This is a genomic window from Streptococcus suis (assembly GCF_017601095.1).
Taxonomy (GTDB): domain Bacteria; phylum Bacillota; class Bacilli; order Lactobacillales; family Streptococcaceae; genus Streptococcus; species Streptococcus suis_Z.
In genome coordinates this window covers 127740-151503 of the sequence record NZ_JAGFUX010000002.1, presented here as the reverse complement: position 1 = coordinate 151503, position 23764 = coordinate 127740, and the positions used below count along the sequence as shown (strand labels likewise).

Genomic DNA, 23764 nt, shown 5'->3' with positions numbered 1-23764 from the left:
TGATGACAGATAGATTATGGCAGTTGTTAGTGGACTCATTAGTCCAGATTCTTGTACCAGGATTGTTGGTGACGATTCCCCTAACGATTCTGTCATTTTCTATTGGTCTTTTGATTGCAATTGGGACTGCCTTGGTGCAGATTGCTGAGATTCCTATCTTGAAGCAGTTGGCACGGTTCTATATTTGGATCATTCGGGGGACCCCACTTTTGGTCCAACTCTATGTGATTTTCTATGGTTTGCCAAGTTTGGGGCTGGTAATTGATGCCTTTCCCTCAGCGGTTCTGGTCTTTTCTATCAACACGGGAGCCTATGCAGCGGAAACTATTCGTGCCTCCATTGAGGCAGTGCCCAAGGGACAGTTGGAAGCGGGATATACAGTTGGTTTGAGCTTTGGCCAAACCATGCGGCGGATTATATTGCCCCAGGCCTTTCGCGTCGCCTTTCCCCCTCTTTCCAATACCTTGATTGGCTTGGTGAAAGATACATCCTTGGCAGCCAATATCACGGTCTTAGAAATGTTTATGGCCACCCAGCAGATTGCAGCGAGGACCTATGAACCCTTTGCACTCTATTGTGAAGTTGCTTTGATTTACCTCTTCTTCTCGACTATCCTGACCAAGTTGCAGGCTTATGGTGAAAAGAAATTAGCTGCCTATTAGGAGGACAAGATGCTACAAGTTGAACAACTAAATTTGTCCTTCAAGGGACAGCAGGTGATTTATGATTTGAATATGGGGCTTGAAAGTGGACAAGTAGTAGTAATTCTGGGGCCATCTGGCTCTGGGAAAACCAGTCTCTTGCGGTCCTTGAATTTCTTAGAAGAAGCAGATAGTGGCCGTTTGACCTTTGGGGGCGAAAGCTATGATTTGGGCAAGATGTCAAAGAAAGCTATTGCAGCCATTCGTAAACGGACTGGCTTTGTTTTCCAGCACTATAATCTTTTTGCCAACAAAACAGCGCTTGAGAATGTCACGGAAGGCTTGATTGTCGGACGAAAAATGAATAAAGAAGAAGCCTTGCGAATCGGTCGCTCTGCCTTGGACAAGGTGGGGTTGGGAGATAAATACCAAGCCTATCCAAGTCAGCTTTCAGGTGGCCAACAGCAACGGGTCGGTATTGCACGTGCCATTGCTACCAATCCAGAAGTGATTTACTTTGATGAGCCGACTTCGGCTTTGGACCCGGAATTAATCGGAGAAGTGTTGGAAGTCATGGTGGAATTGGCTAAGGAAGGTATGACCATGCTGGTTGTAACGCATGAGATGGGATTTGCGCGTGCTGTGGCAGATAAGGTCATTCTGATGGACCAGGGTCGGATTGTGGAAGTCGGCAGTCCTGAGCAGATTTTTGACCACCCAAAAGAAGAACGGACCAAGCAGTTCTTGGCACGGATTCGTCAAGAAAGTACAGACCAAGGTTAAGCCTTGGTCTTTTTTAACTTTTCAGCAGGTCTTTTTTGGGTTATAATAGAGAAAACGTTTGCGTAAAAATGAACAAGGAGGATGAGGATGGTTAGTCTTGCAGAAGTTGCCCGTCGGGCAAATGTGTCCAAAATGACGGTGTCTAGGGTATTGAATCATCCAGAAAAAGTGAGCCAATCCTTGAGGGAATTGGTCGAACAGGCGATGAAGGACTTGAATTACCGTCCCAATATTCAGGCTCAAGCCTTGGCGCAAAAGCGGACCCGGATTATTCAGGTGATGATTTTAGAAGAGATGGCGCTGGTGGAGCCCTATTATGCTGCGCTTTTGGCAGGAATTGCCCAGGCTGCTCAGACCAATCAATACAGCATGCACCTGGCAACGGCAAAGGAGGCCCTGTCGGATCAGTGTGATGGCTATATCGTGATGGGAGCCCGTCAGTCTGACTATGAATGGCTGGCTTCTCTGACTAAGCCCTTGGTTCTTTTCGGGGAAAATAAGGCAGGTTTCTCCTTCGTGGATACGGATAATCGCGCAGCTACCTATCAGGCAAGTTTGTTTGCCCATCAGCAGGGGTATGACCAGCTGATCTATGTTGGACTGGATTTGGAAGAGTCTTTTGCTCATTCTCGGCAGGCGGGCTATGTAGCTGCCATGGAGGACTTGGGATGTTCTCCTCAGCTCTACAAGTTAGAAAATCGATCCCGTGTTAGCCAAGCCTTGTTGGATGGTTTGGAGCTTTCTAGCGATGTCAAAACCGCCTTCATTTGTGGGTCGGACCGCCTTGCCCTGGGCTTGGTTCGAGGGTTGGAAGCAAGAGGGAAACGGATTCCTGAGGAGGTTGGGGTGATTGGTTTTGATGGATTTTTCCTAGATAAGGTTTCTAGACCTAGTTTGACCACTATGGAGCAGCCGCTCAGTCAAATGGGGCAGGCCTGCCTCGAACAACTCTTGCAAGCCATCCAGAGCCAGCAAGATGAACCGACCTCCCTGTTTTTCCCAGCCAAATTGATTCAAAGAGAAACCACGCTTTAGGTTTCTCTTTTTTTAATGTAAAAATGTTATCGGTAACATTTAAGAAAACGTTTGCAAAAAATAATTTCTCTTTTATACTATATAGTATAAAGATATAAACAGGGAGGAAACTATGAAACAGAAAATGGGAGAAAAACGCCTCCATTTTGGCATTCGCACCTTGTCCGTTGGCGTTGCATCCATCGGTATTGCGAGCAGTCTCTTTTTTGCAGGACCAGCCTATCAGGTAGAAGCAAATGAGTTGGACACAACCACGGTGGCAGCAACAGATACAGGAGCGACAGAAGCTAATCAGGCAGGAGACAGTCTTGATACGGCTTCATCTATTAGCCCCTTAGCTGTTGAAGAAGGGGTAAGCCAGCCAGCTGTTTCAGAAGAAGCAGTTCTTCCGACAGCAACTGAGTCAGTTGAGCCTGTAACAGCTACAGAAGAAAATACTTCTTCAGCAGAAACCCCTATCGAAGAAGGTAGCATTCGTCTGCACTTTGAAAATGTAGATGAAACAGCACCAGAAAGCCAAGGACTGTGGACTTGGGGAGGAGTGGCAGAGCCGTCCGATGGTAATCAATGGCCAACGGATACAGCGAATTTTTCAAGCAGTCAGGTAGATGACTACGGCCATTACGTTGATATTAAAAAATCTGAGACACCTGGAACGATTGGCTATCTGGTTCTCAAGAATGGGGGAAAAATAACAGAAACGGACCAAAAAGTGGAGCTACTGGTCCCTGAGCAGAATGAAGCCTGGATCGCTAGTGACTACAGCGTGTCTAGCTATGAGCCACTCAAAGATGAAAATGTTCTCCGCATCAATTACACACGTGAAGACAACAATTATGAAGGTTGGGGCGTTTGGACTTGGGGCGATACGACTGAAGCGAGTGATGGCTGGCCAACAGGTGCTGTTGATTTTAAACTTGGCAAATATGGCGCCTATGTTGACATTCCCCTCTCGAATGGTTTAGATTCTAAGCTTGGATTTCTACTAATCAATCAGAATAATCCAGATCTTGCTGGCAATAAATCGATTGATTTAGCTTTTGCAGATCGTAAACGACATAGCCAAATTTTCCTTCGCAATGGTGACGACAAAGTCTATACAAATCCATATTTTATCGAAGAGAAAGTAGAACTTGATACCAGCAAAGCGACTCCGGGTACAAAAAATGTGACCCTTGAGGCAAGTAGCAAAGCACCATTCAACTACAATGAAAGTGGCTTGGTATCTGTAACTGTCACTAACCCTGAAAATGCTGAGATTGTTAAAATGGAAGTCGATACAAGTGCCATCGGTGGAGGCCTTGTGCCAATCTCTACTGAGCTCAATCGTGTAACGATTAAGGCAACTTCTGACACAGCGCCAGGGATATATAGTCTTCCTGTAAAGGTCTATGACAAGGACAACGGTTACTACGAAACAAAATTGGATGTGACCATTACAGAGCGTATCAAGGCAGATGGTGAAAAAGACTGGGACGAGCAAGTCATCTACTTCATGATGACAGACCGTTTCTATAATGGAGACACCAGCAATGACAAGCTAGTGGAAGGAACGGTCTCCAACCCACGCGGTCTTTACCAAGGCGGTGACTTCAAAGGAGTGACAGCCAAGCTGGACTACTTGAAAGAACTGGGTGTGGACTCTATCTGGTTGACTCCGATTGTGGAAAATATTCCACAGAATGTTGGTAGCGAAACAGATGGAGAGTACTATGCTTACCATGGTTATTGGGCATCCAATTTTGAGAAACTTAATCCGCATTTGGGAAGTTTAGCCGACTTCCACGAATTGATTGATGCCGCGGCAGAAAAAGGAATAAACATTGTTGTTGACGTGGTGCTTAACCATGCTGGCTATGGTACAGAAGAAACCTTTGCAGGTATGGTACGGACTAAGGAAGAAGATAAGCAGGGAGATGACCAATTAGGCTCATTATCTGGATTACCAGACTTCAAGACAGAAGAAGCAGCTGTTCGCAATCAGTTGGTTGCTTGGCAGGCATCTTGGTTGGAACGCTCAACAACTGCCAAGGGCAACTCTATCTATGCTTTCCGTGTCGATACAGTCAAACACGTTGATGATACAACCTGGCAACATTTCAAAAATGAATTGGTGGATAGAGACCCTGACTTCCACTTGATTGGGGAAACTTGGGGAGCGAATTATAAGGATACCAAGGGTGACTTGGGTATCGGTACTATGGACAGCTTGTTGGACTTTGGCTTCAAGGATATTGCCAAATATCTGGTCAATGGTCAACTAAAAGCAGCTGGAAAAGAGCTGGAAGAACGTAGCAAGGTTCTGACTAGTGCAGCTTCTCTAGGTCAATTCTTGGGCAGTCATGACGAAGATGGCTTCCTCTACAGTCTCGGTGGCGCAGAAAAAGAAGGCAATCTGGACAAACTGAAATTGGCTGCTAGTCTCTTGATTACTGCTAAAGGTCAGCCAGTCATCTACTACGGTGAAGAAGTGGGTCAATCTGGACAAAACAACTGGCCAGTTTATGACAACCGATACGATTTCGATTGGAGTAAGGTAGAGACTAGCGACATCACAGACCACTATCAGAAATTATTGGCTTTCCGTAATGCCAATTCAACACTACTCTCACGTGGTGATACAAGCACACTTGCTGGAAATGATAGCCAAGGTTGGCTTATCAGCAAACGCGGTTACCAAGATCAAGTAGCCTATCTTGTCTTCTCAACCAATACCGAGAACAAGGAAATGGCGCTTGAAGTATCTGGTAAAGATGTGGTTGTCACAGATGCCTACACAGGAAAAACGTACCAAGCTATCGAGAAAGATGGTAAATGGGTTGTTCAAGTCGAACTGCCAACAATCGGTCAAGGTGGCACCATGCTCCTTCAGACAGAAGCAGGTGACATCGTCAATGCAAGTGTGCAAGGAGCAACTGAAGAACCAATTGAAGCAGGTTACTTCCGTGTTCACTTTAAAACTCTACCATCTGATAATGTAGCTAGCCTAGGTTTATGGACATGGGATGATGTCGAAAAACCATCGTCAGATCTTGGTGCTTGGCCAACGGGTGCAACCAATTTCAGCACGGCTAAACAGGATGACTATGGCTATTATCTTGATGTCAAGATGAAAGATGAAACAGCTAGCAAGATTAGTCTGTTGATTAATAACACTTCTGGTGAGAACATCACAGGTGACAAGACCATTGAACGGATTAGCACCAAGATGAATGAAGCTTGGTTTGATGAAAACTATCAACTCAGCCTCTATCAACCGCTTAAAGAAGGCTACATCCGTATCAATTACTTCCGTACCGATGGCAATTATGATCAAAAAGGTCTCTGGATCTGGGGAGATGTGACTGACCTTACCTTGGGTGACTGGCCAAATGGTATTGATTTTGAAAACCAAGGTAAATATGGTGCCTATATCGATGTCAAATTGACAGATTTACCAAGTTCCATTGGCTTTTTGCTATTGGATGAAAGCAAGTCAGGAGATGATGTGAAGATTCAACAGAAAGATTATAGCTTTACAGATTTGAAAAATCAGACACAAATCTTCCTCAAGGATGATGATGCGACTATTTACACCAACCCTTATTTTGTCAATAATGTCCGTGTGACAGGTGTTTCTCATGTTAGCCTAACAGCTCTAGAAGCAGCCTTTACAAGGCTGGAAGGTGCTGATAAGGATAGCATCTTGGAGAAATTGTCTGTAACAGATAAGAATGGTCAGACAGTTGCTGTGACGGACCTTGTCTTGGATGCTACAAGCAACAAGGTGCGAGTCCTCGGGGATTTCAACCAAGAAAATGCGGGCTATACCCTCAAATATGGCAATGATAGTTTCACAACAACTATGAGCTGGCAATTGAAGGATGAGCTCTATGCTTATGGTGGAGAGCTTGGTGCACGTGTGCATCAGGCTGGTAGTGTCGTTGATATGACTCTCTGGTCTCCAAGCGCAGACAGTGTAGCAGTTGTTCTTTATGATAAGGATGACCAGTCTAAGGTGGTCGGTAAATTGGCTATGATCAAGGGAGATAAGGGACAATGGGACCTCGAATTGAACAGTCAATCAGGTCTTGGTATCGCGGACTATCGTGGTTACTACTACCATTATGAAATCACTCGTGGGGATCAAGCTGTTCTGGTCTTGGACCCATATGCTAAGTCTTTAGCTGAGTGGAATAGTGATTTGGCAGATACAGATCCATCTTATCGGATTGCAAAAGCTGCGATTGTGGATCCATCAGAAGTTGGTCCAAGTGGTTTGGACTATGCCACAATTCCTAACTTCAATCAGCGTGAAGATGCTATTATCTATGAAGCACATGTTCGTGACTTCACATCAGATCCTGCTATTTCTGATGAATTGACAGCTCAGTTCGGTACCTTTGCGGCCTTTGCAGAGCGACTCAGCTACCTTAAGGACTTGGGTGTGACCCATATTCAGCTGCTCCCAGTTATGAGCTACTATTATGTCAATGAATTGAAAAATGCAGAGCGGATGAGCGAGTACGCTTCTAGCAACAGCAACTACAACTGGGGCTATGATCCACAGAGCTACTTTGCCTTTACAGGTATGTATTCTACAGATCCGACCGATCCAATGAAACGCATTGAAGAGTTCAAAAATCTGGTCAATGAAATTCACAAACAAGGCATGGGTGTGATTTTGGATGTGGTCTATAACCACACTTCTAAGACCTTCTTGTTTGAAGATTTGGAGCCAAACTATTATCACTTCATGGAGGCTGATGGTACGGCTAAATCAAGCTTTGGTGGTGGTCGTCTGGGAACCACTCACTACATGAGCCGTCGTGTCTTAGTTGATTCCATCAAGTATCTTGTGGATGAGTTTAAGGTAGATGGTTTCCGTTTCGATATGATGGGGGACCATGATGCCGAAGCAATTGAGCTGGCCTTTACTGAAGCTCAAAAACTCAATCCAAACATTATTATGCTTGGTGAAGGATGGAGAACCTTTACAGGTGATGCCAATCAGCCTGTTCAGCCAGCGGACCAAGACTGGATGAGTTCAACAGATACGGTTGCGGTATTCTCAGATGAGATTCGTAACACACTTAAATCTGGTTATCCAAACGAAGGTCAGCCAGCCTTTATCACAGGCGGTGCTAAGAGTGTTGAGTCTGTCTTCAATAACATCAAGGCACAACCAGGCAACTTCTTGGCAGATGATCCAGGCGATGTGATCCAGTATATTGCTGCGCATGATAACTTGACCCTCTTTGATATTATCGCTCAGTCCATCAAGAAGGATCCATCAATCGCTGAAAACTATACTGAAATTCACCAACGTCAACGCTTGGGTAACTTGCTAGTCTTGACTGCTCAAGGAACACCGTTTATCCATTCTGGTCAGGAGTATGGACGGACCAAACAGTTCCGCCATCCTGATTACAAGGAGCCAGTTACAGAGGACAAGGTACCAAACAAGGCGCATTTGTTGACCAATGCAGATGGAACGCCATTTGACTATCCATACTACATTCATGATTCTTACGATTCATCGGATGCGGTCAACAAGTTTGACTGGACCAAAGCGACAGATGAGGCGCTCTATCAAGAGAATACCCGTACTCAGGCCTTTACAAAAGGATTGATTGCCCTGCGCAAATCTACAGATGCCTTCCGTTTGGGAACAAAAGAAGAAGTTGAGCAGAAGGTTAGCTTGATTTCAATTCCAGGTCAAAATGGCATTGCCAAAAATGATGTGGTCATTGCCTATCAAACCATTGCAAGCAATGGGGACCGCTATGCTGTCTTTGTTAACGCAGATAACAAGGAGCGCAGCTTTGTTCTTTCAGATAGTTACAAAGAATTGCTGAAGGGTCAAGTGCTGGTCGATGGTAAGCGGGCTGGAATAGCAGCGCTGACTGATTTGGTAGGTGTGACATTGACAGATGATGCAGTTGTACTTGCACCTTTGACTGCAACGGTGATTCGCTTGGAGTCTGAACTAGTGACCTGGGTCCCAGATGAGGCGCCTTTAGCGGAGGCTTTGCCAGAAGGACACTTGGATCTGGTTCCGGATACGGCTCCAACAGCTCCTGTTTTACCAGAGGGGCATGTGGAAACACCTTCTGATTCTGAACAAGCAGCTAGTCCGCTTCCAACCAGTGTCCCTGTTTCAGAGGCTGAGAGCCAGTCTTCATCTGTTCTGCCAAGTACAGGTGAGCAGGCTGATGGAGCAGCCATCTACCTGGGCTTAGCTGGCCTTGCAGCTTCAGCTGTCTTGCTCAAACAGAAAAAACGGGAAGAATAGGATTTCCTCCAACAGCTTCGATTTAATCGGAGCTGTTTTTTAATTTCACATATGAACATACAATTTTTTGATTTTCGAAATAATTTTCCGTATAATAGAGTTGGAAACGTTTTCGATATCATTTTTTTCTTTAGTAAGAAAGGAGAATACTATGAAAAAGTCACTTGTTACCTTGTCTGGTCTTGCTCTTTTAACAGTCTTGGCTAGTCCTGTATTTGCTTTGGAACCTGGCACAACCATCGATCCAAACAATCATTCCGCTATTGAAGCGCCTACAGCTGAAGTACTTCCAACTTTGGATATTGAAGCGTCATTGGCGGCAGGTGAGTCTGTTTATGTACAAGTTCCAGCTGAAGCACCAACTACATCAGATCATACTGCTGAGTTGAAATATGAAGCGACTGTTGTGGATGGCGAAGTGTTGATTACAGCGGTTCCTACAACAGCACCTACTAAAGAGGCATTGAACCTGAAGGGTGCGATTGATAAGGATGGTAAGGGCTATGTATATGGCATTGCAACGGATGTGGAAGTTCCAACTGAAGCACCAGCTGCAAAAGTATTGCCTAAAACAAGCGTAGCGAAATAAGTTGCCCATCACCCATTCTGATAAATAAGGTTGCCAGCTCTTGGCAACTTTATTTTCATTCATAATAGGAGCCTACTACGATGAAGAGATCTAAAGTCCTACCCCTACTGCTAGGTCTGTTGGCCCTTGTGTCCCTTGCTTTTATCTCCTTTACCTTACTAAGCACGCAAACAAGTCAGGTAGAGAGAACTCAGTCATCGGTGACCAAGTCCAGCAGTCAGGCAGAGAAGCCTCCTTCTTCTTATCAGGTTTCAGAGGAAGAAAAAGCCAACCTGGCCAGTCAGTTTGCAAGCCTACAGGCTATCAACCCAGAGACAATCGCCTATATTTATGCACCAGGAACCATGTTGGATGAACCTGTGGTGCAAACGGGTGACAATGCGACCTATCTATCAAAGACCTTTGATGGGGGATATGATCCCTATATGGGGACGGTCTTCATGGATATGGATAACAGGAGCGATTTCAGCGACCAATTGACTTGGCTATTTGGGCATGCTAGGGGTACAGCTGTTCCAGACCATCGGATGTTTAATGATGTCAATTTCTATGATAACCAGGAATATTTTGATCAACATCCTTACATTGTCATTCAGACACCTGAACGAATCTACTACTATCAGGCGGCTTTTTTGATTATCGTTCCGGAGACGACTGCTTTTTATCGTACAAGTTTTGAAGATGATAAGCAATTTGTAACCCAGTTGGCTATGGTGAGTCGCGATGCGGTGACACGAAACCCATCCATTACTATCCAATCAACGGACCGCTACATTGTCTTGTCAACATGTCGAGAAGAGGATGTGACGATACGGGCTAATCTTTATTGTCGCCAGATTCCTGATTCAGAGATGGTTGAGTTTCTCAAAAACCATCAGTCCGAACTGGTTTATCAGGCGACACGTTAGGCTTCTATTCTTTCTATGATCATAGAGTGGCAGACCGCTAGAGGGAGCGGTCTGTTTTTTTCTTGGGGTAGAGGAAGGAGGAGAAAAAGTAGGGCTGAGGCTGAAAATGGGCTTTGTTCGGGAAATGGTCCAAGAGTGAACACAAGCCTGTGTTTTATTTGGTCTTTTTGTTTGCGCTTTCAAGAATTATAATAAAGCCATAAAAATCATTTCAAAAAGGAGAATGAAAAATGGATTTTCTTCAAACCCCATTAAACTGGTTCTCGCAAAACATCTTGCAGAATCCAGCTTTCTTCGTAGGTCTTTTGGTATTGGTGGGTTATGCCCTCTTAAAGAAAAAGCCTCATGATGTCTTTGCAGGGTTTATCAAAGCAACGGTCGGCTACATGATTTTGAACGTAGCTGCAGGTGGTTTGGTAACAACCTTCCGTCCAATCTTGGCAGCCTTGAACTACAAGTTCCAAATCGATGCGGCGGTTATTGACCCTTACTTCGGTCTTGCAGCGGCAAACGGAAAAATTGCGGAAGAGTTTCCTGATTTCGTATCAGCAGCAACGACAGCTCTCTTGATCGGTTTTGGTGTCAATATCCTCTTGGTGGCACTTCGTAAGGTCACAAAAGTACGGACTCTGTTCATCACTGGTCACATCATGGTTCAACAGGCTGCAACTATTTCCTTGATGGTGCTTTTCTTGATTCCAGGGCTCCGTAATGAATTTGGTACAGCAGCTATCGGTATCATCTGCGGTATCTACTGGGCGGTTAGCTCAAACATGACCGTTGAAGCAACGCAACGCTTGACAGGTGGAGGTGGATTTGCCATCGGTCACCAACAACAATTTGCTATCTGGTTTGTAGATAAGATTGCTCCAAAACTTGGTAAAAAAGAAGACAACTTGGATAACTTGAAGTTGCCTAGCTTCCTCAACATCTTCCATGATACAGTTGTTGCATCTGCAACCTTGATGTTGGTCTTCTTCGGTGTAATTTTGTTCATCTTGGGTCCAGAAATCATGGCAAACCCAGAAGTCATCACTTCAGGCACACCATATAACCCAGCAAAACAAGCCTTCTTCATGTACGTTGTTCAAACAGCTTTCACTTTCTCAGTTTATCTCTTCATCTTGATGCAAGGTGTCCGCATGTTCGTAGCAGAATTGACAAATGCCTTCCAAGGTATCTCAAGCAAGTTGCTTCCTGGTTCATTCCCAGCGGTGGACGTTGCAGCTTCTTACGGCTTCGGCTCATCTAACGCAGTTCTTTCAGGCTTTGCCTTCGGTTTGATTGGTCAATTGATTACCATCGTTCTCTTGATTGTCTTCAAGAGCCCAATCCTCATCATCACCGGTTTCGTACCAGTATTCTTTGACAATGCCGCTATCGCGGTTTACGCAGACAAACGTGGTGGTTGGAAAGCAGCAGCAATTCTTTCCTTCCTCTCAGGTGTTCTTCAAGTTGCCCTTGGTGCAGTCTGCGTCGGCTTGCTTGAATTGAGCGGTGGTTACCACGGAAATATCGACTTCGAAATCCCTTGGTTGCCATTTGCATATAGCTTCAAGTACCTTGGTATTGCTGGCTTCATTCTTGTCTGCCTCTTCTTGTTGGCAATTCCACAGTTGCAATTTGCTAAAGCAAAAGATAAGGAAGCTTACTATCGCGGTGAGGCGCAAGCAGACTAACACTCTTCGAAAATCAACAGAACAAAACTTTATTTATTACTTGGTTCATTAAAAAAACAAAATATATTTTATAAAAACACAGGAGAAAACAATATGGTTAAGGTATTAACAGCTTGTGGTAATGGCATGGGTTCATCCATGGTTATCAAGATGAAGGTTGAAAACGCTCTTCGTCAACTCGGTGTAACAGATTTCCAATCGGCTTCTTGCTCAGTAGGTGAAGCAAAAGGTTTGGCAGCAGGATACGATATTGTGGTTGCATCCAATCACTTGATTGCTGAATTGGAAGGTCGTACGAAAGGTCATTTGGTTGGTCTTGACAACCTCATGGACGACAACGAAATCAAGACTAAACTTAGTCAAGTATTGTAATGAATAGGGGACGGGATTTCTTCCCATCCCCTTTCAAATAGGGAGGAACGAGTATGAATTTACAAAAATCATTTACAGAAAACAATTCCATTCGCTTGGGATTGACGGCGGAAACCTGGCAGGAGGCTGTTCACAAGGCTGTTGAACCGCTGATTGAAAGTGGTGCTGCGACAGAAGAATACTATGATGCCATTATTGCTTCGACCGAAGAATATGGTCCCTACTATGTGCTCATGCCCGGCATGGCTATGCCTCATGCCCAAGCGGGTGTCGGTGTCTTGAAGGATTCCTTTGCCTTGATTACCTTAACAAAACCAGTAGCCTTTTCAGACGGTAAGGAGGTTTCTGTTCTGTTGACCTTGGCTGCGACAGATCCAAAGATTCACACGTCAGTAGCTATTCCACAAATTATTGCTCTCTTTGAATTGGAAAATTCCATTGAGCGTCTGGTAGCTTGTCAGACACCGGAGGAAGTCTTAGCAATGGTGGAAGAATCAAAAAATAGCCCGTACTTAGAAGGTTTAGACTTGGATAGCTAGGAGGAAGAAAAGATGACAAAACATATCCCAAATTTACAGGTTGCCCTTGACCATTCAGACTTGCAAGGAGCGATTAAAGCGGCTGTCTCCGTTGGTCATGAAGTGGATGTTATTGAAGCAGGAACGGTTTGCTTGCTCCAAGTTGGTAGCGAGTTGGTAGAAGTGCTTCGTAGCCTTTTCCCAGACAAGATTATCGTTGCGGATACCAAGTGTGCGGATGCTGGTGGTACGGTTGCTAAAAACAATGCTGTTCGTGGTGCGGACTGGATGACTTGTATCTGTTCTGCAACTATTCCAACTATGGAAGCAGCTTTGAAGGCCATCAAGGAAGTTCGTGGTGACAAGGGTGAAATCCAAATCGAGCTTTACGGTGATTGGACTTATGAACAGGCTCAACTCTGGTTGGATGCAGGTATTTCCCAAGCGATCTACCACCAATCTCGTGATGCCCTCCTTGCTGGCGAAACTTGGGGCGAAAAAGACCTCAATAAAGTGAAAAAATTGGTTGATATGGGCTTCCGTGTTTCTGTAACAGGCGGTTTGGATGTTGATACGCTCAAGCTTTTCGAAGGTGTAGATGTCTTCACCTTTATCGCAGGCCGCGGTATTACAGAAGCGGCAGATCCAGCAGCTGCGGCGCGTGAATTTAAAGACGAAATCCGTCGTATTTGGGGGTAAGACCCATGGCACGACCAATCGGAATATATGAAAAGGCAACACCCAAGCACTTCACATGGAAGGAGCGTTTGGAGTTTGCCAAAGAATTAGGTTTCGACTTTGTGGAAATGTCGGTGGATGAGAGCGATGCTCGCCTAGCTCGCTTGGAGTGGACCAAGGAAGAGCGTTTGGAGATGGTCAAGGCCATCTATGAAACAGGTGTTCGTATTCCAACTATTTGCTTCTCTGGTCACCGTCGCTATCCGCTTGGCTCCAATGACCCTGCTCTTGAAGCCAAGTCCCTAGAAACCATGAAGCAGTGTATCGAACTGGCTCAGGATTTGGGGGTTCGGGTCATCCAGTTGGCTGGCTATGACGTCTACTATGAGGAAAAATCACCTGAAACCAGAGAGCGTTTCATAAAGAATCTTCGTCAGGCTTGCGACTGGGCAGAACAGGCTCAGGTCATGTTGGCTATTGAGATCATGGATGATCCATTTATCAACTCCATTGAAAAATACCTAGCCGTTGAAAAAGAAATCGACTCGCCTTATCTCTTTGTCTATCCAGATACTGGAAATGTGTCTGCTTGGCACAATGACATTTACAGCGAATTTTACCTGGGACACCGTTCCATTGCAGCCCTTCACTTGAAAGATACCTATGCAGTAACTGAAAACTCCAAGGGTCAATTCCGTGATGTCCCATTCGGTCAGGGCTGTGTGGACTGGGAGCATATGTTTGCAGTCTTGAAAAAGACCAACTACCAAGGTCCATTCTTGATTGAGATGTGGTCTGAAAACTGCGAAACAGTTGAGGAAACACGAGCTGCTATCAAGGAGGCACAAGATTTCCTCTATCCATTGATTGAGAAAGCGGGGTTGAACTAATGCCAAAAGATTTACAGGAAATGCGCCAACGGGTCTATGAAGCCAACATCGCCCTACCTACTCATGGACTTGTCAAGTTTACGTGGGGCAACGTATCAGAAGTCTGCCGAGAACTTGGTCGCATCGTCATCAAGCCCTCTGGTGTGGACTATGAAAAATTGTCCCCAGAAAACATGGTCGTTACGGACTTGGATGGAAATGTAGTGGAAGGTGATCTTAATCCTTCATCTGACTTGGCGACTCACGTTGCCCTCTACAAGTCTTGGCCAAATGTCCATGCTGTTGTGCATACGCATTCGACAGAGGCAGTGGGTTGGGCTCAGGCTGGTCGTGACATTCCATTCTATGGGACAACTCATGCGGACTATTTCTACGGCCCAGTACCGTGTGCCCGTTCTTTGACAGCTGAGGAAGTAAACTCGGCCTATGAAAAAGAAACAGGTGCAGTTATCATCGAGGAATTCGAGCGTCGAGGCATTGACCCAGTTGCTGTTCCAGGCATTGTTGTTCGCAACCACGGACCATTCACCTGGGGCAAGGATCCTGCTCAGGCAGTTTACCATAGCGTTGTCCTTGAGGAAGTGGCTCGGATGAACCGCTACACCGAACAAATCAATCCACGGGTGGAGCCAGCGCCAAGCTATATCATGGACAAGCACTACCTCCGTAAACATGGTCCAAATGCCTACTACGGACAGAAGGGTGATGCTCACTAAACTTGATTTCTAGAAAAAGGATTAGAAGAATGAGAAAAGAGCTCTCCTCATTCTTCTTTTTTTGAAAGGAGAGGATATGAGAAAATTTTTACAAGACAGTCTGACAGAGATTGCCTACTATCTTGAGTTGATCTTGTCTGCCATTTTAGGCCTTGCCCTTCTTGCCTTGTCGGGCTTGCTACTAGCTGACCTCCTTCAGTCCTTCACAGGTGAGATACAGGCAGATGCTTTTATTCAGAGCTTTTTGAGTAAAGCCATGACCCTGGCAGTTGGGGTTGAATTTATCAAAATGCTCTGCAAACAATCCCCTAGCACGGTGATTGAGGTACTCCTGGTTGCCATTGCTCGCCAATTGATTGTGGAACACGGCTCCAGTATGGATTACTTGATTGGAATCGTATCGGTTGCCATCTTATTTGCGGTGCGAAAATATCTCTTTACCCAGTTTGATGATTCCAATAACATCATCATGCGTGCCAGTCAAAAGGTCAAGGTTGCCAATATCATTGCCCGTGTCAAAATTCCTAGCCAAGGTAGTGAGACTCTGCGCGAATTTGTCACTCGCAAACTGAATGAAGAGGAAAAAACGATCGCCATTGGTGCCTGTGTCTATCTGAAAAATGTCGCCCTACGGATTGACAATATGCACGGAGATTTGATCACACGGGTAGAAATTATTAAGAGCATCTATTGATGTGTAAAAATGCATACCTATTTATATAATTGTTAGAATCTCCACTTCAATTATGGTAAGATAGAATAAGATATGAAAGGAGGAATAGGGGTGTTTCTAGATCAAAGTAGCTGTGCCTTGTTACGGTATTTGATTGGACTGCAAGAGTCGGAAACAATCATGAAAATTTCAAAGGAGTTGCAGCAATCCAGACGGAAAATTTACTACCATCTGGAAAAGATTAACGCTGCCTTTCCAGATCATGTCGAGCCAATCGAGAGCCTGCCTCGCATTGGAATCCGCTTGTCAGATAGCCAACGGCAAGTTTGCCGTTATCTGCTTTCGACCATTGATTCCTATAGCTACATTATGAATATGGATGAGCGCATGCAGTTGATGCTCCTTTATATTTGTATCGCGCGCGAACGGATTACCTTGGAAAAATTAATGGATCTGACAGAGGTTTCACGAAATACTGTTCTCAATGACCTTAATGAAATCCGCAGTCGATTGAGTAAGGAACAGTATCAGATGACCCTCTATGTTTCTAAGTCACAAGGCTACGATCTGGCCTGTCATCCCTTGACAAAAATCCAATATATCCACTCTTTACTCTATAGTTTGTTCACAGAAGCGAGCAAGAGTTTTGTCAGCATTTTGGAAGACAAGGTTAGTCTTTTCAGTGGTTGCCAGTCCCTTTTTTCAAAAGATTTGGCCCAGTTTTTGTCCCGCCAGGTATATGGTATTGAAAAAGACCTTGGTAAGAAAATCAATCGTTCTGAAATTGAACTGATGCTTAAGATTCTTCCTTATATGCTGCTCACCTATCGCAATATGAGTTTAGAACAGGAGGAAAAGGATGCGATTGTCCGAGAATTTGCCTTGGTTTATGAACGGATTGAGTATGGTGTTGCTCAAAAAATTAGCCAGTCCTTAGAAGAGCAGTTTGGTCTTGATTTAGACGAGATTGAAGTGTCGCTGATTGCCGTCTTGCTCTTGTCTTATCGAAAGGACCGAGATGCCCATGTTACTAGTCAGGATTTTGCGGATTTGAAGAAGGTGGTCGATGCCTTTATCCGTCATTTTGAACTACATTCAGATTTTGATTTGGAGAAAAAAGAGGAGCTAGCCCATGATTTGCTGGCTCACTGCAAGGCCATGCTGTTTCGAAAAACCTATGGAATCTTATCGCGAAATCCCTTGGTTGACCAGATTCGCTACAAGTATGACACCCTCTTTCGATTGACAAAATCTTCTAGTCATATCTTGGAGGAAGCCTGGCAAATCCAGTTGACAGATGAGGATATTGCTTATTTGACGGTGCATTTGGGTGGAGCCCTTCGTCGAAGCAGTAGTCGAAAGCTGACCAGTCCGACTGTCTTTCTTATCTGTGATGAGGGAGTTTCTGTGCAGAAATTGTTGATGAAACAATGCCAGCACCACCTACCTGAAAAAACCATCTCTGCCGTCTTTACAACAGAGCAATTTAAGAGTGTGGAAGACCTGTTGGAGGTGGACTTCTTGATTTCGACCAATGAAGTGACGGATACGGATTTGCCTGTGATTCAGGTTCATCCGATTCTGGATTTTGATGATGTCTTGCGTTTGATTCATTTTGCCAAATACCGCAGTCTGACAGACAGCCAAAAAGGTTTTGCCATGGAATTGGACAAACTCCTAGCGTCATATGTTGAAAATGGCCAGGAAGCCTTGGAATTGAAACAGCGTTTGCAAAATCTGATTGCCAATGAATTATTGGCAAGCTTAGCTAGTTCCGATCTGGAAACGGATTTGTATTAGCCATCTGCGTACAAAAGTCCAAATGTGAACACAAGCCTGTGTTTTATTTGGTCTTTTTTTTGTGACCTGTTGCGCATATACTAGAAACATAGAAATACAATCAGCCTTATAGGAGGAATGAAAAAATGGCTAAAGTTCAAGATATTACAAGAGAATCATGGATTCTTTCAACCTTCCCAGAATGGGGAACTTGGCTCAATGAAGAAATTGAAGAAGAAGTAGTGCCAGAAGGCAACTTTGCTATGTGGTGGCTTGGAAATTGTGGTGTCTGGATTAAAACACCAGGTGGTGCGAACGTGGTCATGGACCTTTGGTCATCGCGTGGCAAGTCAACTAAAAAAGTGAAAGATATGGTTTGGGGACACCAAATGGCTAACATGGCAGGTGTTCGCAAATTGCAACCAAACTTGCGTGTGCAGCCGATGGTTATCGATCCATTCGCCATCAATGAATTGGATTACTACCTGGTATCACATGTCCACAGCGACCATATGGACATCAGCACTGCAGCTGCTATCATCAACAATCCAAAATTAGACCATGTCAAATTTGTAGGACCAGTTGAAAGTGGCGACATCTGGGAAAAATGGGGCGTTCCAGCTGACCGTATCATCCGTATCGCACCGGGCGACAGCTTTGAATTCAAAGACATCAAGGTACACGCTGTAGAATCCTTCGACCGTACTTGTTTGGTAACTCTTCCAATCGATGGCTACGAAGAAAATGGAGGCAAACTAGCAGGACTTCCTGTGACAGATGAGCTCATGGCTCGCAAGGCAGTCAACTATGTCTTTGAAACACCTGGTGGAACCATCTACCACGGTGCAGACTCCCACTTCTCAAACTACTTTGCAAAACACGGCCGTGACTTCAACATCGACGTTGCTATCAACAACTATGGTGACAACCCAATCGGTATCCAAGACAAGATGACCTCAATCGATCTTCTCCGTATGGCAGAAAACTTGCGTGCTAAGGTAATCATTCCTGTTCACTATGACATCTGGTCTAACTTCATGGCATCAACGGATGAAATCTTGCAACTCTGGAAAATGCGTAAGGAACGCTTGCAATATGATTTCCATCCATTCATCTGGGAAGTTGGTGGCAAGTATACTTATCCGATGGACAAGGACCGTATTGAATATCACCACCCACGTGGCTTTGATGATTGCTTCTTAGAAGACTCAAATATTCAATTCAAGGCCTTGCTATAAGAAGACAAGAGGGGCGGGACGCAAGTCCTGCCTTTTGAAACTGACAAGCGAAAACGCTTTATGGTATAATGTACCTATGACTTTTATAAAAGGAGAATAAGATGTCACAACTTTCAGTAAACGCAATTCGTTTCCTTGGTATTGACGCCATTGAAAAATCAAAATCTGGTCACCCAGGTATTGTTATGGGGGCAGCACCAATGGCTTACAGCCTCTTTACCAAGGAGCTCCGCATTAATCCAGCACAACCAAACTGGATCAACCGCGACCGCTTTATTTTGTCTGCTGGTCACGGCTCAATGCTCCTTTATGGATTGCTTCACCTTTCAGGTTTTGAAGAAGTAAGCATGGACGAGATTAAGAACTTCCGTCAGTGGGGTTCAAAAACACCAGGTCACCCAGAGTACGGTCATACAGCAGGTGTAGATGCGACTACAGGCCCTCTTGGACAAGGGATCTCAACTGCGACAGGTTTTGCCCAAGCAGAGCGTTTCCTTGCAGCTAAATATAACCGCGACGGTTTCCCAATCTTTGACCACTATACTTACGTAATCTGTGGTGATGGCGACTTGATGGAAGGTGTGTCTGGAGAAGCTGCGTCTTATGCAGGCTTGCAAAAACTAGACAAACTGATTGTATTGTACGATTCAAATGACATCAACTTGGATGGTGAAACCAAGGATGCCTTTACAGAAAACGTTCGTGCCCGTTACGATGCCTACGGTTGGCACACAGATTTGGTAACAGATGGTACCGATGTAGATGCCATCTTTGCGGCTATTGAAAAAGCTAAAGCAGCTGGCAAACCGTCCTTGATCGAGGTTAAGACTGTGATTGGTCACGGTTCACCAAACAAGGCAGGAAGCAATGCAGCCCACGGTGCGCCACTTGGTCCAGAAGAAACAGAAGCAACTCGCAAAGCACTTGACTGGAACTATGCACCATTTGAAATCCCAGCAGAAGTGTATGCGGACTTCAAAGCTAATGTAGCAGACCGCGGTGCCGCAGCCTACGATGCTTGGGTGAAATTGGTAGAAGACTACAAGCAAGCTCATCCAGAATTGGCTGCAGAAGTAACAGCTATCTTGGAAGGTCGCGAATTGGCGGAGTTGACAGAAGCTGATTTCCCAGTGTATGAAAATGGTTTCTCACAAGCAACCCGTAACTCATCACAAGATGCCCTCAACGCAGCGGCTAAGGTCTTGCCAACCTTCCTCGGTGGTTCAGCAGACTTGGCACACTCTAACATGACCTATATCAAGGAAGATGGTTTGCAAGATTCAGTAAATCCACTCAACCGCAACATCCAGTTTGGTGTTCGTGAATTTGCAATGGGAACTATCTTGAATGGTATGGCAGCCCACGGCGGACTTCGTGTCTATGGTGGTACCTTCTTCGTCTTCTCAGACTATGTCAAAGCAGCAGTTCGTTTGTCAGCCCTTCAAGGACTTCCAGTGACTTATGTCTTCACTCACGATTCAATCGCGGTTGGTGAAGATGGTCCAACTCACGAGCCAATCGAGCACTTGGCAGGACTTCGTGCTATGCCAAACCTCAATGTCTTCCGTCCAGCAGATGCGCGTGAAACACAGGCTGCATGGTACTTGTCATTGACCAGCAAGTCTACACCGTCAGCTCTTGTCCTGACTCGTCAAAACTTGACAGTTGAAGAAGGAACCGACTTTAACAAGGTTGCCAAAGGTGCCTATGTGGTTTACGAAGCAGAAGGCTTTGATACTATCCTTCTAGCATCTGGTTCAGAGGTTAACTTGGCTGTTAAAGCTGCTAAAGAACTAGAAGCTGCTGGTACAAAAGTGCGTGTGGTTTCTGTACCATCAACTGAGCTATTTGATGCCCAAGATGCAGCTTATAAGGAAGAAATCCTTCCGAATGCTATCCGTCGTCGTTTGGCGATTGAAATGGGTGCGACTCAAGGTTGGTATAAGTATGTCGGTCTTGACGGTAAAGTTCTCGGTATCGACACATTTGGTGCATCAGCTCCAGCCCAAACAGTTATTGACAACTACGGCTTCACAGTAGAAAACGTAGTGAAATTGGTTGGCGAATTGTAATAAACAATATAGAAACAGCCCCTTGGGGCTGTTTTTTGCTATAATAGACCTATGAATTACACACAAGAAGAAAAAGAATACTTTATGAGCCAGGCCTTGGCAGAGGCTGAAAAATCACTGGACAAGGAAGAAATTCCTATCGGCTGTGTCATTGTTAAGGATGGACAGATTATTGGCCGTGGGCACAATGCGCGCGAGGAACTCAATCAGGCTATCATGCATGCCGAAATCATGGCCATCCAAGAAGCCAATCAAACAGTGGGAAATTGGCGTTTGCTGGATACGACCCTCTTTGTCACCATTGAGCCTTGTGTCATGTGTAGCGGTGCCATTGGGCTGGCCCGTATTCCCCAGGTGGTCTATGGGGCTGCCAACCAAAAGTTTGGTGCGGCAGGCAGTCTCTATGATATTTTGACAGACCAGCGACTCAATCACCGTGTGGAAGTTGAGAAGGAGATCTTGGAAGAGGACTGTGCCCAAATCATGCAAGATTTTTTTAGACAGCGCAGAGAAAGGCAGAAGATTGAAAAACGAGCTTTGAAAGCCCAAGAGGATTAGACAAATCATCCGTCTCGCTCAGTCCCCACTTGCACTCTAGTCAAATTGTGTTATAATAGTAAGCGGAGCAACATTCGTGCGTGAAGCGGGTCAGGGGAGGAATCCAGCAGCCCTAAGCGAAGTCGGGTGTGTGCTCTTTTTGCGTATAGTCTAAAAACCCTCTGAAATCAAGCTTTCAGAGGGTTTTCTTTGTCTGATTTTTAGAAATAGGGGCAACTGCCTTTGCAAGTAATTTTATCTCCGTCTGGAGACTGATTTTTGGGATTTTCTATTGATTAATAGGAAAAATGGAGTAAAATAGATTTCCTCTTAAGAAAACTTTTTGTTAGCTCTGCTATTCTACAGAGGAAAAGGAGGAAGGCCTATGTTTTTATTTGCTTTTCCAGGTATGGGGAAAACGACCCTTGCCAAGCAATCTTTACAAATTGTAGATTTAGAAATGTCGGATATCAAATATGATAATTCTAGTGTTCGTCATTTGAATAAAGAAGAAAGAAAATCAACTCCACGTCCGATAATAGATAAGAATTATAAAAACATCTACGTGGAAAAAGCCTATACCTTGCATGAGGAGGGGAAGACGGTTCTTGTCGCCATGAATTTTCTAGTAAGGATGCTGTTAGTTATGCTTGTACGTGGTGCTGTCCCGTTTCACATTTACATTCCTCATCCATTTTTAAAAGAAGAATACAGACAACGCTATATTCAAAGAGGGAATAATAGCAAGTTTATTTTTGAAGTGATGACAATCTGGTATGTGAGCCTGGTCCCACTATATTTACTGTCAAAAATATTGCCAAATATGATAACAGTGACACAGTCGGGTCAAGTCTTAGCAGACTATGCAACACCATTTCGCGACACAATACTTGTGAAAAATAAACAAGTTACGCAAACCATTTCATGAAAATGAATGAAAATTCACAAATCCCTTGAAAAAAAACTGATAAAGCGTTATCATATTATGGTACACAAATGGAGGAAAAAGATGACACATATTACATTTGACTACTCAAAAATCTTGGGCCAATTTGTTGGCGCTCAAGAAGTAGACTATATGCAACCACAAGTTACCCTAGCTGACCAAATGCTCCGTCAAGGAACAGGTCCTGGTAGCGACTTTATCGGCTGGTTGGATTTGCCAGAAAACTATGACAAAGCAGAATTTGCGCGTATCAAGGAAGCAGCAGCTAAGATCCAAAATGAAAGCGACGTTTTGGTGGTTATCGGTATCGGTGGTTCTTACCTCGGTGCTAAAGCTGCTATTGATTTCTTGAGCAACTCTTTTGTTAACTTGCAAACTAGTGAAGAGCGTAAAGCTCCACAAATTCTTTACGCAGGAAACTCTATCTCATCAAGCTACCTTGCTGACTTGGTAGACTACGTGGCTGACAAGGACTTCTCAGTTAACGTGATTTCAAAATCAGGTACAACAACTGAGCCTGCAATTGCTTTCCGCGTCTTCAAAGAATTGCTTGTGAAGAAATACGGCCAAGAAGAAGCTAATAAGCGTATCTATGCGACAACTGACAAGGCAAAAGGTGCAGTTAAGGTTGAAGCGGACGCAAATGGTTGGGAAACCTTCGTTGTTCCAGATGATGTCGGTGGCCGTTTCTCAGTCTTGACTGCAGTTGGTCTTTTGCCAATCGCAGCAGCTGGTGCAGATATTGATGCCCTGATGGAAGGTGCAAATGCTGCTCGTAAGACTTACACATCAGATAAAATTGCTGAGAATGAAGCATACCAATATGCAGCTGTTCGTAACATCCTTTACAGAAAAGGCTATGTAACAGAAATCTTGGCAAACTACGAGCCATCACTCCAATACTTCAGCGAGTGGTGGAAACAGTTGGCGGGTGAGTCAGAAGGTAAGGACCAAAAAGGTATCAACCCAACATCTGCTAACTTCTCAACAGACTTGCACTCACTTGGACAATTTATCCAAGAAGGAAACCGCAATATCTTTGAAACAGTAGTTCGTGTTGACAAACCAAGAAAAAATATCTTGATTCCTGAAATGGCAGAAGACCTTGACGGTCTTGGCTACTTGCAAGGAAAAGATGTTGACTTTGTAAACAAAAAAGCAACAGATGGTGTACTTCTTGCCCACACAGATGGTGGCGTACCAAACATGTTTGTAACTCTTCCACAACAAGATGAGTTCACACTTGGTTACACCTTCTACTTCTTCGAGTTGGCAATTGCGATCTCTGGTTACCTCAATGCCATCAACCCATTTGACCAACCAGGTGTAGAAGCCTACAAGAAAAATATGTTCGCTCTTCTTGGCAAACCAGGATTTGAAGAACTCGGTGCAGAATTGAACGCACGTTTGTAATAGAATGAAACTGACCGGAAACG

General features: G+C 44.6%; 19 protein-coding genes and 1 other RNA gene. All 20 read left to right on the top strand.

The features are described 5' to 3' along the window. Window positions 1-2 precede the first annotated feature (2 nt). The 20 genes from J5566_RS02250 (at window position 3) to J5566_RS02155 (ending at window position 23741) form a co-directional block, all read left to right on the top strand. Complete coding sequence (locus J5566_RS02250) at window positions 3-662, top strand: amino acid ABC transporter permease (protein WP_208561888.1); 660 nt, start codon at window positions 3-5, stop codon at window positions 660-662. 9 nt (window positions 663-671) lie between these two features. Then, a complete protein-coding gene (locus J5566_RS02245; RefSeq protein ID WP_208561887.1) occupies window positions 672-1424 on the top strand; it encodes an amino acid ABC transporter ATP-binding protein in 753 nt (250 codons plus the stop codon). Window positions 1425-1511: 87 nt separating this feature from the next. Further along, complete coding sequence (locus J5566_RS02240) at window positions 1512-2459, top strand: LacI family DNA-binding transcriptional regulator (RefSeq protein ID WP_208561886.1); 948 nt, start codon at window positions 1512-1514, stop codon at window positions 2457-2459. A gap of 112 nt (window positions 2460-2571) precedes the next feature. Next, the gene (locus J5566_RS02235; protein ID WP_208561885.1) at window positions 2572-8733 is read left to right on the top strand and encodes a pullulanase; all 6162 of its coding nucleotides are present in this window, start codon (window positions 2572-2574) and stop codon (window positions 8731-8733) included. Between the two features lie 151 nt (window positions 8734-8884). Further along, window positions 8885-9322: a hypothetical protein gene (locus tag J5566_RS02230; RefSeq protein WP_208561884.1), complete on the top strand. Its 438-nt coding sequence runs from the start codon at window positions 8885-8887 to the stop codon at window positions 9320-9322. Between the two features lie 80 nt (window positions 9323-9402). Beyond that, entirely contained in the window at window positions 9403-10230 is an 828-nt protein-coding gene (srtB, locus tag J5566_RS02225) for a class B sortase, LPKTxAVK-specific (RefSeq protein WP_208561883.1), read from the top strand. Between the two features lie 230 nt (window positions 10231-10460). Then, window positions 10461-11909 carry a PTS ascorbate transporter subunit IIC gene (locus J5566_RS02220; protein WP_208561882.1) on the top strand — a complete coding sequence of 483 codons (1449 nt, stop codon included), beginning with the start codon at window positions 10461-10463 and terminating at the stop codon, window positions 11907-11909. A gap of 93 nt (window positions 11910-12002) precedes the next feature. Then, complete coding sequence (locus J5566_RS02215; protein WP_002939872.1) at window positions 12003-12281, top strand: PTS sugar transporter subunit IIB; 279 nt, start codon at window positions 12003-12005, stop codon at window positions 12279-12281. Window positions 12282-12334: 53 nt separating this feature from the next. Next, window positions 12335-12820 (top strand): PTS sugar transporter subunit IIA, encoded by a 486-nt coding sequence (locus J5566_RS02210; protein ID WP_105107426.1) that lies wholly within the window; start codon window positions 12335-12337, stop codon window positions 12818-12820. A gap of 12 nt (window positions 12821-12832) precedes the next feature. Next, window positions 12833-13498, top strand: a complete 666-nt coding sequence (locus tag J5566_RS02205) for a 3-keto-L-gulonate-6-phosphate decarboxylase UlaD (RefSeq protein ID WP_024376144.1) — start codon at window positions 12833-12835, stop codon at window positions 13496-13498. A 5-nt stretch (window positions 13499-13503) separates the two neighbouring features. After that, a complete protein-coding gene (locus tag J5566_RS02200) occupies window positions 13504-14367 on the top strand; it encodes an L-ribulose-5-phosphate 3-epimerase (RefSeq protein WP_172015336.1) in 864 nt (287 codons plus the stop codon). After that, entirely contained in the window at window positions 14367-15083 is a 717-nt protein-coding gene (locus tag J5566_RS02195) for an L-ribulose-5-phosphate 4-epimerase (RefSeq protein ID WP_172015337.1), read from the top strand. The genes J5566_RS02200 and J5566_RS02195 overlap by 1 nt, the downstream gene beginning before the upstream one ends. 76 nt (window positions 15084-15159) lie before the next feature. Further along, a complete protein-coding gene (locus J5566_RS02190) occupies window positions 15160-15777 on the top strand; it encodes a hypothetical protein (protein ID WP_158456326.1) in 618 nt (205 codons plus the stop codon). Between the two features lie 90 nt (window positions 15778-15867). Then, window positions 15868-17556, top strand: a complete 1689-nt coding sequence (locus J5566_RS02185; RefSeq protein WP_158456328.1) for a BglG family transcription antiterminator — start codon at window positions 15868-15870, stop codon at window positions 17554-17556. Window positions 17557-17681: 125 nt separating this feature from the next. Next, window positions 17682-18773, top strand: coding sequence for an L-ascorbate 6-phosphate lactonase (ulaG, locus tag J5566_RS02180; protein WP_044773542.1), 1092 nt, complete (start codon window positions 17682-17684; stop codon window positions 18771-18773). Between the two features lie 101 nt (window positions 18774-18874). Next, a complete protein-coding gene (tkt, locus tag J5566_RS02175; protein ID WP_208561881.1) occupies window positions 18875-20845 on the top strand; it encodes a transketolase in 1971 nt (656 codons plus the stop codon). A 51-nt stretch (window positions 20846-20896) separates the two neighbouring features. Next, complete coding sequence (gene tadA / locus J5566_RS02170) at window positions 20897-21403, top strand: tRNA adenosine(34) deaminase TadA (protein ID WP_208561880.1); 507 nt, start codon at window positions 20897-20899, stop codon at window positions 21401-21403. A gap of 55 nt (window positions 21404-21458) precedes the next feature. Then, an RNA gene (gene ffs / locus J5566_RS02165) (signal recognition particle sRNA small type) lies at window positions 21459-21552 on the top strand. Between the two features lie 215 nt (window positions 21553-21767). Then, entirely contained in the window at window positions 21768-22310 is a 543-nt protein-coding gene (locus J5566_RS02160) for a hypothetical protein (RefSeq protein WP_208561879.1), read from the top strand. 81 nt (window positions 22311-22391) lie between these two features. Then, window positions 22392-23741: a glucose-6-phosphate isomerase gene (locus tag J5566_RS02155; RefSeq protein ID WP_208561878.1), complete on the top strand. Its 1350-nt coding sequence runs from the start codon at window positions 22392-22394 to the stop codon at window positions 23739-23741. Window positions 23742-23764 lie beyond the last annotated feature (23 nt).